This is a genomic window from Staphylococcus sp. NWU MKU2, assembly GCF_033283605.1.
Taxonomy (GTDB): Bacteria; Bacillota; Bacilli; order Staphylococcales; family Staphylococcaceae; genus Staphylococcus; species Staphylococcus haemolyticus.
In genome coordinates this window covers 184180-198842 of the sequence record NZ_JAVSMH010000004.1, presented here as the reverse complement: position 1 = coordinate 198842, position 14663 = coordinate 184180, and the positions used below count along the sequence as shown (strand labels likewise).

The 14663-nt window shown below is 34.7% G+C and carries 14 protein-coding genes; 3 read left to right on the top strand and 11 right to left on the bottom strand.

Features of this window, described 5'->3' with window-relative positions:
• Positions 1–21: 21 nt before the first annotated feature.
• The 6 genes from SBL15_RS08420 to SBL15_RS08395 form a co-directional block, all read right to left on the bottom strand.
• Positions 22–885 (bottom strand): patatin-like phospholipase family protein, encoded by an 864-nt coding sequence (locus tag SBL15_RS08420; RefSeq protein WP_107612098.1) that lies wholly within the window; start codon positions 883–885, stop codon positions 22–24.
• A gap of 26 nt (positions 886–911) precedes the next feature.
• A complete protein-coding gene (locus SBL15_RS08415) occupies positions 912–1598 on the bottom strand; it encodes a phosphatase PAP2 family protein (RefSeq protein ID WP_053019049.1) in 687 nt (228 codons plus the stop codon).
• A 59-nt stretch (positions 1599–1657) separates the two neighbouring features.
• Entirely contained in the window at positions 1658–2350 is a 693-nt protein-coding gene (locus tag SBL15_RS08410) for a GNAT family N-acetyltransferase (protein ID WP_107612097.1), read from the bottom strand.
• A gap of 199 nt (positions 2351–2549) precedes the next feature.
• Positions 2550–2912 carry a DUF2294 domain-containing protein gene (locus SBL15_RS08405; protein WP_011276808.1) on the bottom strand — a complete coding sequence of 121 codons (363 nt, stop codon included), beginning with the start codon at positions 2910–2912 and terminating at the stop codon, positions 2550–2552.
• Between the two features lie 69 nt (positions 2913–2981).
• Positions 2982–5552 carry a DUF2309 domain-containing protein gene (locus SBL15_RS08400; RefSeq protein WP_317955736.1) on the bottom strand — a complete coding sequence of 857 codons (2571 nt, stop codon included), beginning with the start codon at positions 5550–5552 and terminating at the stop codon, positions 2982–2984.
• Between the two features lie 15 nt (positions 5553–5567).
• A complete protein-coding gene (locus SBL15_RS08395) occupies positions 5568–7067 on the bottom strand; it encodes an NADH dehydrogenase subunit 5 (RefSeq protein ID WP_107612095.1) in 1500 nt (499 codons plus the stop codon).
• A gap of 516 nt (positions 7068–7583) precedes the next feature.
• Here SBL15_RS08395 and SBL15_RS13015 point away from each other — a divergent pair.
• The 3 genes from SBL15_RS13015 (at position 7584) to SBL15_RS08385 (ending at position 8841) form a co-directional block, all read left to right on the top strand.
• Entirely contained in the window at positions 7584–7646 is a 63-nt protein-coding gene (locus SBL15_RS13015; RefSeq protein WP_089046351.1) for an alpha family phenol-soluble modulin, read from the top strand.
• 373 nt (positions 7647–8019) lie between these two features.
• Positions 8020–8379, top strand: a complete 360-nt coding sequence (locus SBL15_RS08390; RefSeq protein WP_037538457.1) for a DUF1304 domain-containing protein — start codon at positions 8020–8022, stop codon at positions 8377–8379.
• Between the two features lie 33 nt (positions 8380–8412).
• On the top strand, positions 8413–8841 hold the full coding sequence (locus tag SBL15_RS08385; protein WP_107612094.1) for a GNAT family N-acetyltransferase: 429 nt from the start codon (positions 8413–8415) through the stop codon (positions 8839–8841).
• A 6-nt stretch (positions 8842–8847) separates the two neighbouring features.
• Here SBL15_RS08385 and SBL15_RS08380 read toward each other — a convergent pair whose 3' ends face one another.
• The 5 genes from SBL15_RS08380 to xpt form a co-directional block, all read right to left on the bottom strand.
• Entirely contained in the window at positions 8848–9279 is a 432-nt protein-coding gene (locus SBL15_RS08380; RefSeq protein ID WP_182477457.1) for a GNAT family N-acetyltransferase, read from the bottom strand.
• Between the two features lie 75 nt (positions 9280–9354).
• On the bottom strand, positions 9355–10896 hold the full coding sequence (gene guaA, locus SBL15_RS08375) for a glutamine-hydrolyzing GMP synthase (RefSeq protein ID WP_107612093.1): 1542 nt from the start codon (positions 10894–10896) through the stop codon (positions 9355–9357).
• A 173-nt stretch (positions 10897–11069) separates the two neighbouring features.
• Positions 11070–12536, bottom strand: a complete 1467-nt coding sequence (gene guaB / locus SBL15_RS08370) for an IMP dehydrogenase (RefSeq protein ID WP_037538509.1) — start codon at positions 12534–12536, stop codon at positions 11070–11072.
• A 38-nt stretch (positions 12537–12574) separates the two neighbouring features.
• Complete coding sequence (gene pbuX / locus SBL15_RS08365; RefSeq protein WP_016931192.1) at positions 12575–13843, bottom strand: xanthine permease PbuX; 1269 nt, start codon at positions 13841–13843, stop codon at positions 12575–12577.
• Positions 13840–14421 (bottom strand): xanthine phosphoribosyltransferase, encoded by a 582-nt coding sequence (xpt, locus tag SBL15_RS08360; RefSeq protein WP_317955734.1) that lies wholly within the window; start codon positions 14419–14421, stop codon positions 13840–13842. The genes pbuX and xpt overlap by 4 nt, the downstream gene beginning before the upstream one ends.
• Positions 14422–14663: the final 242 nt, after the last annotated feature.

The following is a 14663-nucleotide window of genomic DNA, read 5'->3' as shown; positions in this document are numbered from 1 at the left end:
CGTAGTCTTAAAACCTTCAAATCATTCAACCCACTCGCAAAATTCCAGATGAATACGTTGTGCAAGTAACTTTCCTTGCTCATAACCAGCATTGCCAATTTTTAGTATGTTATTGGGATTATAAATGTTATCTCCAATTTCAGCTCTACTCTTACTATCTGGACTAATTACTAAAACATGACTATGCTCGCTTAATAATTTCGCATCATCAAATGCACCTGGCATCATACCTAAACCATCTGCTATCGGCGCTAAAATAATAATACTGTCTGCACCTTTAGCTAACATAGCATTTGTCGGAGAAACCATACCTCCATCAATCCAATCACGATTGTTCAAACGTATATGTGGCCAAATGCCAGGTACTGCACCGCTCGCTGTCACGGCTTCCTCAAGTGTTACGTTGCTATGTGAATGAAATGTAGAGACTTCTCCTGTCTTAGCATTCATAGCAGTAATTTCTAAATTATCATGCCACCCTACATCGCCTAAACGTTGACGAATGGCTTGTTTACGTTTAGTTAAATCAACACGTGAAGGTCGCGTATATACAATATCACCCATCATTTGACCTACTTTAGTCGCATCATCACGTCCTACGATAAATGCATTCTGCCATAACCGATAAATATCTGAAAAAAGCGTCGCATGATCACTATCATCTCTTCGTTCATTTAGCTCATAGTAATATGTACGCATATCATAACCGTTAGCTAGTACTGCACCTACAAACGAACCTGCAGATGTACCTATGATTCTATCTGCTAACTCTAAACCTACACCACTTTCAATCAATCCAGCTAATACGCCAGATTCCCAAGCAATTCCTGTAATTCCGCCTCCGCCAAGAACTAAAGTACGTTCCTTATCTTTTGACTTTGCCATCTCCCCTTTGTAAAAAAGATATTGAACTATTTATTATTAGGCTTATTACGTAAATTAAGATAAAACAATGGTAATATCATTAAAAACAATGCTACCCAAATGATACCTAGTGTAACGCCTCCAACTACATCTGTAATATAATGCGCATGAAAATATAGTCGGCAACACAGCACACCTATCCAAATGATAATAGTGATAATATTGGCTATTATCCTTATTGCTTTGAGTTTTATTAAAGGAATTAAAATAATTAACAATATTAAAGCAAGTAACGTACTTGCATTAGAATGCCCACTTGGAAATGAATATCCGTGGTCTCGCATCAAATGATTAAATGGACGTTGTCTCTCGATGAGTTGTTTAATTAAATAATTTAATAACGTACCACTCGTTATAGTTAAAACCATCCAAATCGATAATTTATAATGTTTAAACAATAAAACAATTGCTAAAAATAGTGTGATATAGATAACTGACTTTACTTCTCCTATCTCAGCACAAAAAGTCATGAAATTATGCCAAATACCATCGCCGTATTTACGTTCCGGCTCACCAAAATAATCTGTCAGCCAATGTAAAGAACCTATATCGATATTTTGAACCAATAATGTATCGTGAATTACATTTATTGCAACAACGACAAAAATAATTAACCCGATCATGAACATAGGCACCGTCATCTTAGGTGAAATTCCACTTATTTGTTTATTCATACGCTCACCAGTCCCTAATTTCATTATTTTCAAAAATAATTAAACATGTATTTTACTTATTAAAAGTCATTTAAATGTTTAATTTGTTGTCCCTCCTGATCAAAATTAGATGGGTCAAGCCAGTGTTCAAATCTTGTTTTTACATCTGGCCACTCACTATCCAACAATGAGAACCAAGCAGTATCACGATTACGACCTTTACAAATATTAGATTGTCTAAATAATCCTTCATATGTAAATCCAAATCGTTGCGCAGCATGTTTGGAAGGTGCATTTAAGTTATCACATTTCCATTCATATCGTCTGTAGCCTAACGTTTCGAACACATATTTCGCTAACAAATATTGTGTTTCTGTAGCCACACGTGTTTTCTTTAACGTTTTAGAGTAGATAATATTGCCTACTTCTATAGACCCTTGTTCTGGATTTATACGCATTAATGCTAGAATACCTAAAGGTTTTTGTTGCACATTATCTAAAATCGTAAAGAAATATTTATCTTTACTATCAATAAGTTGTTTAATGTATTGTTCAAATTCGGTCTTAGAATCAAAAGGGCCCTCATAAAGATACGTCCAAATGCGTCTCGATTCAACATCACATAGAACGTCATATAAATCATTTATGTGTTCAATACTTAGCTTTGTTAACCTTCCGTAACTGCCCTCTAGCGTTTGTGCATCAGGAAAAGACGGCGTCACAAAGTCATCTAATGCTTCTCCAATTGGTTGCTTAAACTCATTTACGCGCATCACGTTCAACTCCTAGATTCTCTTTGTGTAAATTGTACACTAATCCAATAAAATAATCTCTTAATTAGAAATGTTTAAATATAAATGGATAATTCATTAATTAAAACGTTTATACGTAAAAGCACCCTACAAAGTCAGCATAATAATCTAACTTTTAGGGTGCCTCTTTAAAATTGTATTAACATTAACGACATTGAGTTTAAAGTTGCTTTTCCAAATTAGTATCTAGTTTAAATACAATCACTCGTTCGCCTGTAATCGTACTTAAATCACTATGGAAACTACTCACACTGACGCCAGTAATATCTAAGATTAATTGCATCAAATCATCTTGTCCTGACTCCACAAGTTCCGAACGCGTACGTTTAATGTTAAGTAGGCCTTCTTGTGTCTTGCATACTCGATATTCTGCAGGAGTTAATACGCCTTGTAAGTTGACGATAATCATATCGCGTAGTATATCAGTTTTTACTGAAAGTGAGCCACGTCCGAGAAAATCCTTTTCCCATTGTGTAATTGCCTTACTAATCTCTGCCTCATAAGCACCTTTAGATTTAGCCATGATTAATCATTTGTCTCCTATTAATTGATTAACCCTATTTTATCACTTTTTCCGAAAAAACCGAACTCTCTACCAGTCTTTCCAACTACCATTTTCATCAATACTAACCAAACGTACCCATTGATTATCAACTTTCTGTTTGAATTTAATATTATTCTCAAGTAAGTCTTTAATATATTGATCTGGCGCTTGAATAACAACTAACAATCGAATTGGAGAATGATAAATTTTGTTATCTGCAGCCATAACCGATTGCCAAGGTAACCCAGCCAATAAGTCACTTGAATTACCTTGCATAACACCAACACCAGATGTTACTGATTGGGTAGTCTTATTTCCGCTTCCATAAAAATGTGGTGCAACAGTCGACGCGTAATATTGTAGATTAATCCACTGTGCTACTAAAGCTGGACCCGAAATAATTGTATTTAATAATTGCCCATCAGTGTCTTTCTTCCAATCATAATTATGTAAGAAAGCTCGTCCTTCTAAATTGGTACCTGCAGTAATATTACGCTGACCAATAATAAATTCTGCATTACGAGCTAAGCCCCATTCTGGACGGATTTCACTCCAGTCATTCGCAAAGCGATGCGCTTCTGCAACCGGGTCTTTCAAATCATCTTGATCTAAGCCAGGAAGATTAGCGAGACGTTCCGAATTCGCTTTATAACTTATACGTGGCATAGCTTCATTTAACATATCCAATGCATTTTGAGCTTCCTTAGTTAATTCTGGCATATAAATAAATTCTAATTCATCGATAGACGTCTTATGCTCTGCAGCAACAAAGACGGTTGAGTCAGGAATCACTATACCCTCATTTTTTAAAGCTTCACGTACATGTGGTAAATTACACATCATTGCCAATAGCTTAGCATTGAATCCACTTGACGCGCCTCCACAAGCGCCACATTCTAACGAAGCATGATAAGGATTGTTATTAGACACACTTCCATGACCGCCTAATACAATTAAAGGTGCAAAGTTTGTCGTTAAATCCATCAACTGTAGTGCCTGTCTAGTGAAAGCAACTTGTTCTTCTTCTGTAAATCCTATTGGTAAATCACTATAAATTTCATGCTCACGATCTATTGTTAATTTAGCTTCGGGTTTCTTCAACCAATTCTTCGTAAAATTACGAACAAAGTGGCCTGTCTTCTTCGGCATTAATGTACTCGCTATCGTATTTAAGCTTAAAAATGGTCCGCTTAATTCTGGTAAGAGTAAACTCGGTAAGACATTATGTTTCATCAATTTGAATGTATAAAACATGGATGTAACCGAATGTTGTTGTTGGTTATACGTGTTTAAATCATGGCGATCGGCATACTCTTTAATGACATAAGCTGGTGGTACCATGACAGGTAATGAATTATGCGTAAATTGTTCATCTAACACTTCCTTTCTAATTGGAAGACCAAAGAATCCTGCAATACCTATCGTCTCAAACGGTCCTTCACTCTCTAAATGACGACGAAAAGGCTCTGAACGCACATCAATGCAAAAAGCTAATTGGACTTGAGTTTCTTGCTCTACTGGTTTAACAGATTTATCATAAATCGCTTCGACTAACTCACGTTCATGTGTTTCTTCCCACGCTTCAAGCCATAATTTTTTGAAATAGAGTGGGTTAAAATCGTGAGCAAATCTCAAATGTTCCAGTTGGTCTTCTATAGACATTGAGGCCCAATCATCAATTGACATTTCTCCATAATATAACCATTTACTTACAAGCTCTTTGATTCGTCTTTCAACATTTAAGACTGCCGGACGGCTCATTTTTTCAGTATCTAGTAAAATACACTCCATCGTTAATCTTATAGCAAGATACTGTGTTAACAAATCCGCTTCATGTTCATGTTGTTCAGCACGGTAGTACATCATGCCTGCCCAACCTGGTAATGATAGGAAATGACCTGTTAAATATGATTCACGTTCATCTTCAGCTATATCTAAATGATTTAATGCCATGATTAGAGCCTCTCTATAATCTTGAGGCAATGTCTTAATCATTTTACGTTGTGTTTTAGTAAGCATTGGATCATGCTGTGCTAAATGTAGCCAAGAAATATAGAATCCTTCTTCTCTTTTAGGCATAGTCCAACTTGATTGGAAATTATCTAAATATAATTTGGACCACTTAATAATATGTGTATTAAGTTCATCCATTAAAGATTCACCTTTAGCATTAAATGCATTCGCACTTTTTGATCGTGCATATTTAAAAGGCTCATTTTCAAATACACGTTTGAGCTTAGATACTTCAATCTTTAAGTATGCTTCTTTAGTAATTAGGTTTGTAGGCAAATCTTTGATGCGCATCGCATTTTTACAATAAATATCAATATGTGATTTTGGCACTGAAGTGTCGTAGTCTTTAATAGCTTGTTGTACTTCTGTTTCTACAAGTTTCTGGTCTATCTCTCCATTTTCTAAAGCAGTCATCACTGACGCATGACTTGGGTATAAATCTATATCACGAACATGTTTAAACCATTGAGCTACTTGATCAAACGTTTCATGTTCCATTTCTTCCCATGGATTACGTGCTGCAAAGATAGATATAGGAGATAGTGGTGTAATCACACGACGTGCCGATTTAACTGTTTCTTCTATGTTATGTTTAGTTATTGTCATGTTAGATTTCACCTCTTATAAATAATTCTTTAAGTAGTTCGGATGACTTTCAACCGATTTAAATTTTGCTTCTCCAATTTTTACAAGCCATAAATATACTTTAGCGAAAGCTGTTGATGAACGACGACGTGCTACCCAAATGCTAAAGATACTACCTAATACTAGAATGGCCACACAAATGATAACGCTAATTAATGGTGGATGTGGCGTTACCATATATACACTATTTAAAATATTAACAAATACTTCATGTGTCACAACATAAACGAGTGCCACAATGATAAGCATAGCAATGCCAATTACTCTTCCCATCATACCTCTATTTAGTGCAACCATTTGATTCCATGATACAGATAATGACCATGCTAGGATAAAGGCGCTAATTAATGTGTAAGGTGTATGCGAACTTGTTAAAAAGAAGATAATAGCAATAATAACGGCTAATGTTCTTCCTAATACTGTCCAAGCATAAGAACGCTTAACATTTGGTGGTGTTGGAATATTGAATCGTTTAACTATTGACCCTGATTGTAAAAATAGCGTTGCTTTAAATACGCCATGTAAAATCAAGTGAATAATCGCAGCAGAATAAACACCCAAAGCACATTGCACAAGCATGAAACCCATTTGACTCATTGTTGAACCAACAAGTTGTCTTTTGTAGTCAACATGCACCAAACTAATTCCTGATCCAATAAGTACTGAAATACTTGAAATAATAAGTAATAACGTTAATGCAATATTATTATCAAATACTGGTGAAAAACGCGTTAAAATAATACCACCAGCATTTACAATACCAGCATGCATAATTGCAGATACGGGTGTTGGTGCTACAACAGACTCAATTAACCAACTTTGAAATGGATATTGTGCTGCTGGAATAATAACAGCAATAACAAGTAATAAATCTACAATTAATTTCAGTCCATAACTTATTGAAACATCGTAATCTTGTGATGGATCGATAACCCAATCGCCAGTACCGATGAAAAATACAACTACAGCTAATAATAAAGCAACCCATCCAATGATAAATGAACGCGCAGATACTTTTGCTGCTTCAGCCGGCACTTTCCAAGAACGGTTTAGTCGTATAAGTTGTGTTAGACAAAATAATGTTAGTCCCCAACAAATAACCATCAAGCGTAAATCATTACTTAACCAACCAATAGACGCAAATACTGTTGTAAATGTGTATAACGGGAAGTATTTACGATAATTACGATCGCCTAATAAGTAACGTGCAGAAAATTTCTGAATAATAAAACCTAAAGCTAATACAAAGGCACCTACTAACCAAGCTAGTTTATCTAGAGCAAAGATACCTATAACTTCTCTGCCATTAATAGTGATTAATCCAATTACTCCTACAATGACAGGTAATAGAAGTAAAGTTAAATGTAAACGTATGTATTTTACAGGAACCGATGGCATTAAAAAAATTAAGCCACTTAACACTGCAATGACAAGCGTTACGAAAAATAATGTTAGTAAAAAACCAGAACTTAACATTGCCGCTCCTCCATGTCTTCAATCTATTTAAACAAAAAGTTCCCTTATACTATTAACAATATAAGAAAAAACCTACAATAGTCTAGTTTTATCTTTAGGTATCAGATATTTACTAACTATTGTAGGTTTCTATGAGAACTCATTTACTTAATATGTATAAATGCTTTTTCAAGCTACCTAATATGTATCGTTCAACATATGCCTTATCCTTCAAATGAACAATGGATATTGAAAATCCTTGCACAAATGCTTGATAAACACCTATGTAAAAATCAGCGTAATACATACAATATATGAAAATATTGCTAAAAAGTCAATCTATTATAGTAATTGGAAGTTCTTTCATACATTTAATAACACGTTACACTTCAATCTTTCAGATAGGCATGATTTATCGTATTAAGTTGTCTGAAATCTAACGAATACGAAACGCTTTCATTGAGTTAGGAATTATCAAACACATCCTCTCAAAATCACGATATACTTTATTTAACATTTAATAAGGAGGTACTCAAAATGGGAATCATTTCTGGTATTATTGAACTTGTTAAATTCATCATCGACTTAACTAAAAAATAAGTCTCGCATTACGCACATAAACATTCCATATAAAAAAGAGTGAAATCGGATGATTTCACTCTTTTTTTGTGCCTATAAACAAAACGCTCAATCCCTATATATAAAGATTGAACGTCAGTGGATAAAATGAATTTATTTGTTTAACTATAAAGTAACATATTTTAACGGTCATGCATGTAACAATTTTGTGAAAACGCTTAAAAATATTTCGAAAATTTTCTTCAAAGCTTAAAATAAGTTAATATTTAGTGAATTTTTCTTATTAAAGCTTCTATTTCACACAAATGCTACTAAAATTAGGGTAATAATAAAACAAGTAATAGAGACGCACATAAAAATACAATTTATAATTTACAAAAAAGGACTGATTTAAATTCATATACTATCCATAATACTCATTTTACTTGTAGCGATTGAATTTCTATTTATTATGTATTTAGAGACCATAGCAACAACATCCGATAGAACGAGCAAAGTCTTTGGTATTCCTATCAGTCAGCTCAATAATAAAAACATAAATACCCTTCTTAAGAACCAAGGAGTGTATAATGGCTTGATTGGTTTACTTCTAATTTATGGTCTTTTTTTCAGTAGTGCTCCTAAACAACTATGCATTCCAATTCTAATTTACACCATTATAGTAGCTATTTACGGTGGCTTAACGAGTCATATTAGTATTTTCCTTAAACAAGGAACCCTTCCGATTCTAGCTTTAATCTCTTTATTACTTTAGTTATCTACTAAACAAGCAAAGTTGGTGTCTGCTATGATAGAACATTTAAAAAAGAAAAATCGTAAAACTATAAAAGTATTAGGAAACATTTGGCTTAATGCAAATTTAGATACACATACCTTTATTGATAGTTTCTACTGGATAGACAACTATAGTAATGTGCTTGATTCACTTAAAGATGCCGATGTTTATGTGTATAAGGAAAATGAACAAATAGTTGCTTTCTGTGGCTTGATAGATAATTATATAGCCGGATTGTTTGTGAAAGAGGAATATCGTAATAAAGGTATAGGTCATGCCCTCATCAAACATTTACAATCAGAATACGATCATTTATCTTTAGAAGTATTTGAACAAAATAATAGAGCTGTTCATTTTTATGAAAGTTTAGGATTTATAAAAATGGAGTCCAGTGTTGATAAAACAAACCACACACAGTCACTAATGCAATGGAAGAAATAAGACAGTTTACAATTTAAGATGTATGATTGGATAATCCCTACCCTGTCCATCTTTTGCAGATTCATCATATTTTTTGAATCCATTTTTAAGGTAAAATGACAAGGCATTGGGATTATCTTTATTTACATCCACATATTGAACCTTATGCTCTTGAATTAAAGTTTGTAGTATTTCCGTGCCATAACCCAGTTTAAAGTATTTAGGATCTAAAAATAACATTTCTAAATTAGCGTCATTAGTCCCAGAAAATCCAATGACATCATCACCATCAAACCATAAATATGCCTCAACATGCGGGAAGTATGTTGGGATTTCCTTTTTAAGTTCTACTCTATCTTTCTCTTTTAAAAAGTCATGTGTAGCAACGACAGAACGTTCCCATATAGCTAATGCCTTAGGATAATCCTTTTCCTGAAGCTCGATTTTACTTAGTTTCATTTTATAACCTCACATAATAAAAAGGTTAGAAACCCTATCAAAAAGTGTTTCTAACCTATAATTATTTATTGTCCTCTATTCCCATTCTATAGTGCTTGGTGGCTTAGAAGTGATGTCATAGACTACGCGGTTAACGTGGTCTACTTCGTTTACGATACGACTTGAGATTTTTTGTAGGACTTCCCAATCAATGCGGGCGAAGTCACTAGTCATACCGTCAATAGATGTAACTGCACGAATACCTACAGTATGATCATACGTACGATAGTCTCCCATTACACCTACAGATTGAATGCCAGGAAGAACTGTGAAGTATTGCCAAATGTCTCTTTCAAGACCTTCTTCACGCACAACTTCACGTAAAATCGCATCTGATTCACGTACAATTTCTAATTTATCTTCTGTAATTTCACCTAACACACGGATACCTAAACCTGGACCTGGGAATGGTTGTCTCCAAACTAAATGTTCAGGAATACCTAATTCAATACCTAAAGCGCGTACTTCGTCTTTGAATAATGTATTGATAGGCTCAATAAGTTCAAATTCCATATCTTCTGGTAATCCACCTACGTTATGGTGAGATTTAATTGTTTGCGCTGTTTTAGTACCTGATTCGATGACGTCAGTGTAAAGCGTACCTTGTGCTAAGAAATCAACGTCAGTTAATTTTGCCGCTTCATCATCAAACACGTATACAAATTCATTACCAATAATCTTACGTTTTTGTTCTGGATCAGATACACCTTTTAATTTATCCATGAAACGCTCTTGTGCGTTCACACGAATAATATTCATATCGAAACCTTCACCAAATTGTTCCATAACCATGTCACCTTCGCCTTTACGAAGCAAACCATGGTCAACAAAGATACATGTCAATTGATCGCCAATCGCTTTATGTAATAAGACAGCTACAACTGATGAGTCTACGCCCCCGCTCATCGCACATAATACTTTGCGATCTCCAACGCGTTTACGGATTTTTTCAACTTCGATATCGATAAAGTTTTCCATTGTCCATTCGCCTGTGCATTTACACACACGGCGTACGAAGTTTCTTAATAAATCATTACCATATTCTGTATGACGTACTTCTGGATGGAATTGGACACCGTAAATACGACGCTTCTTATCTTCAATTGCCGCATAATTTGTACTAGGACTATCTGCAATCACTTCAAATCCGTCTGGAATTTCAATTACTTTATCAGAATGACTCATCCATACAGTTTGTTCAGCTGGTAACCCAAAGAATAACTCATCTGATTTTGCATTAATAATTGCTTTACCATACTCACGTTCATTAGCGCGCTCAACTTTTCCGCCTAAAAGTTTAGTCGTCAACTGCATACCATAACAAATACCTAGTACAGGAATGCCTAAATTATAAATTTCAGGGTCGATAGTGAATGAACCTTCCTCATATACTGAATTCGGACCACCTGAAAGAATAATACCTTTAGGATTCATACGTTTAATTTCATCAACCGAAATTTCGTGATCATGTAATTCACTGTATACGCCCATTTCACGAATACGACGCGTAATCAATTGATTGTACTGACTACCAAAGTCTAAGACAAGAATCAACTCTTGCTCTTGAGCCATTTCCATAATTGTGAATCTCCTTTTAATTGAATTTTATGTAAATAATAGAGAGACACTTCCCACAATGCATTGCTTTTAGATTCTTCTTAAAAGTGAACAACCTCTATGACAATCACATTTAAAATGAAAAGTGCTCCCCATTCTTTCTAACAAATTGACTTCATCACACTTGATTTAAATTAAAATGAATAGTTTGGTGATTCTTTTGTAATTTGTACGTTATGTGGATGGCTTTCTGCTAAACCAGCAGGGCCCATACGTGTGAATTGTGCTTCCTCACGTAGTGTTTTTAAATCAGGTGAACCTGTATAACCCATACCAGCTCTTACGCCACCCATAAGTTGATAAATTGTATCTTGTAAAGGACCTTTATATGCAGTACGTCCTTCAATACCTTCAGGGACAAATTTTCTAGGCGTTTTGTCTTCTTGGAAGTAACGGTCGTTTGACCCTTTTTCCATAGCGCCTAAAGAACCCATACCACGGTAAACTTTATATTGTCTGCCTTGGAATACTTCAGTTGCGCCTGGGCTTTCTTCAGTACCAGCTAATAAGCTTCCTAACATTACTGCATGTCCACCAGCAGCTAATGCTTTAATAATGTCACCCGAGAATTTAATACCACCATCCGCTATGATTGCTTTACCAAATTTACGAGCTTCAGTAGCACAATCATAAATCGCAGTAATTTGAGGCACACCTACACCAGCTACGACACGTGTTGTACAAATTGATCCTGGTCCAATACCAACTTTAACGACGTCAGCACCAGCTTCAAACAAAGCACGTGTAGCTTCAGCAGTGGCTACGTTACCAGCTACGATTGTAATCTCTGGATATTTTTCTTTCATTTTTTTAACTTCTTGAATAACGCCACTAGAGTGACCATGTGCTGTATCGATAATTAATGCATCTACGCCAGCTTCGACTAATTTTTGAGCACGAATTTCTGTATCTTTAGATGTACCGATAGCTGCAGCAGCTAGTAAACGTCCATGCGCATCTTTCGCTGCATGAGGGAATTCCAGCACTTTTTCAATATCTTTAATTGTAATTAAACCTTCTAAACGACCATTTTCAACTAAAGGTAGTTTTTCAATTTTGTGTTCTTGAAGAATTGTTTCGGCTTCATCTAATGTAGTGCCTACAGGAGCTGTAATTAAATTTTCTTTAGTCATAACGTCAGAAATTTTGATTGAAAAGTCTTCAATAAAACGTAAATCACGATTAGTTAGAATACCTACTAGCTCTCTTGACTCTTTATCACTAACAATTGGTACACCTGAAATACGATATTTACCCATTAAAGCTTCTGCTTCATACACACTTTCGTCTGGGGTTAAGTAGAATGGATTTGTAATTACACCGTTTTCTGAGCGTTTAACTTTTTGAACTTCTTCAGCTTGCTCTTCGATGCCCATATTCTTATGAATGACACCTAGACCACCTTGACGTGCCATTGCAATTGCCATTTTAGACTCGGTTACTGTATCCATACCAGCTGATATAACTGGAATATTTAATTTAATTCGTTCAGATAATTCAACACTAAGATCCGCATCACTAGGTAACACATCTGATGCAGCTGGAATTAATAAAACATCGTCAAACGTTAAAGATTCTTTAGCAAACTTATTTTCCCACATTGATAATACAGCCTCCATTTTTTATATAGTTATTTCTATTATTTCACATTTTCTTCGCTTTGTTTATACTTTAGACCATTAAAAAAGAAATTAAGAATAATTGCTGAAATAGCACCTAGTACAATGCCATTTTGAGTTAGCCAAGCAAATTGCTCACCTAACGCTTTAAATGCTTGAGGTACTGCACTAATGCCTGTACCTAAACCTACGGATACTGCAATAATTAGTAAATTATTTTGATTTTTAAAATCAATATGTCCTAATATGCTAACACCATAAGCCATAACCATACCAAACATTGCAATCATTGCACCGCCTAATACAGGTAATGGGATGATATTAGCTAATGCACCTAATTTAGGAATACAACCACATATTAAAAGTAAAATAACCATGCCGTAAATAACATTGTTTTTCTTAGCACCTGATAAAGATACTAATCCAACATTTTGAGAGTATGCCGTATAAGGAAATGAGTTAAAAATTGATCCTAATACAATAGCAAGACCTTCCGCAGTGTAACCTTTACGAAAATCTTTTCTTTCCAACTTTTTACCAGTAATTTCACTTAGTGCATGATATACACCTGTCGATTCTATTAAACTTACGATAGCTACAATCGTAAATACAAGTATCGCACCTAAATCAAAACCAAAACCAGAAAAACGAAATGGTTGAGGTATTCCTAACCAATGGGCTTCTCCCACTTGCTTAACATCTACTAAGCCAAGCACATTTGCCAATATTGTACCTGCAACTAGTCCGATTAAAATCGCAATGGATTTTAAGAACCCCTTCGTAAATCTTTGTAAAATAAGAATAATGACTAAAGTAGCGCCTCCTAAAATTAAATTTTTAGGATTTCCATAGTCTTTAGCACCTTCTCCACCAGCTAAATAATTCATTGCTACTGGCATTAAATTAATTCCTATAATTGTAACCACACTTCCAGTTACGACAGGTGGAAAGAACTTAACTAAATAAGAGAAGAATGGTGCAATAATAACAACTAAAATACCTGATACAAATAATGAACCATATAGCACATCCAAGCCCTTCGTTTGACCGATTAAAATCATAGGTGCTACCGCAGTAAATGTACATCCTAGTACAATGGGTAATCCTGTACCTGTCACTTTGTTAGCTTGTAAAAATGTTGCTACACCACACATGAAAACATCCACTGTGACTAAATACGCAATTTGTTCCGGCGTAAATTTAAGACTGGTACCAACAATAATTGGTACTAATATCGCTCCGGCATACATTGCTAATAAGTGTTGTAAACTTAAAATGAACGTCTTCATTCATTTTCACCTAGTAGTGTCACTTGGTTTCCTTTTAATGAAGCCACTTTACATAATGAAGAAACGTTTAAACCTGCCTCTTCTAATCTTTGTCTACCATCTTGGAAACTCTTTTCAACAACAATACCAATACCAACCGTTTTAGCTTTAGCTTGTTGCGCAATATCATATAACCCAAGCGAAGCATCACCATTGGCTAAGAAATCATCAATAATTAAAACCGTATCATTCTCATTTAGAAATTCTTCCGAAACAATAACCGTACTTGTTTTATTCTTTGTAAAAGAATGAATATCGGTACTATAAAAGCCATCTTTCAACGTACTTGGTTTAGCCTTTTTAGCAAATAAACAAGGAACATCAAAATGTAAAGATACCATAATAGCTGGAGCAATGCCTGAAGCCTCGATTGTCAAGATCTTTGTGACACCTTTATCTTTAAATTGCTCATAAAATGTTTTGCCTACTGCATGCATCAATTTTGCATCGATTTGATGATTTAAAAAACCATCCACTTTCAATATTTTTTCGTCAATTACTACGCCATCTTCTTTGACTTTCTGTCTAAGCGATTCCACGTCAAAACCTCCTAAATTTGTATACAAAAAAAGCCTCAAACTTTGCGAAAAAGTTTCAGGATCCATGAGCGTACAGGCAATACATAGTATTTTGAAATTTCAAGAAGCCGTATATTTAAATGTATTCTTCTTCAAACACTTTATAATTTTAAATTTGTTTTACCTCATAGGATGAAGTGGGTAAATATACAACCTCCAAAGCTAAACAACTTTTATACAGTATTTTAGATAGTTATTTAAAT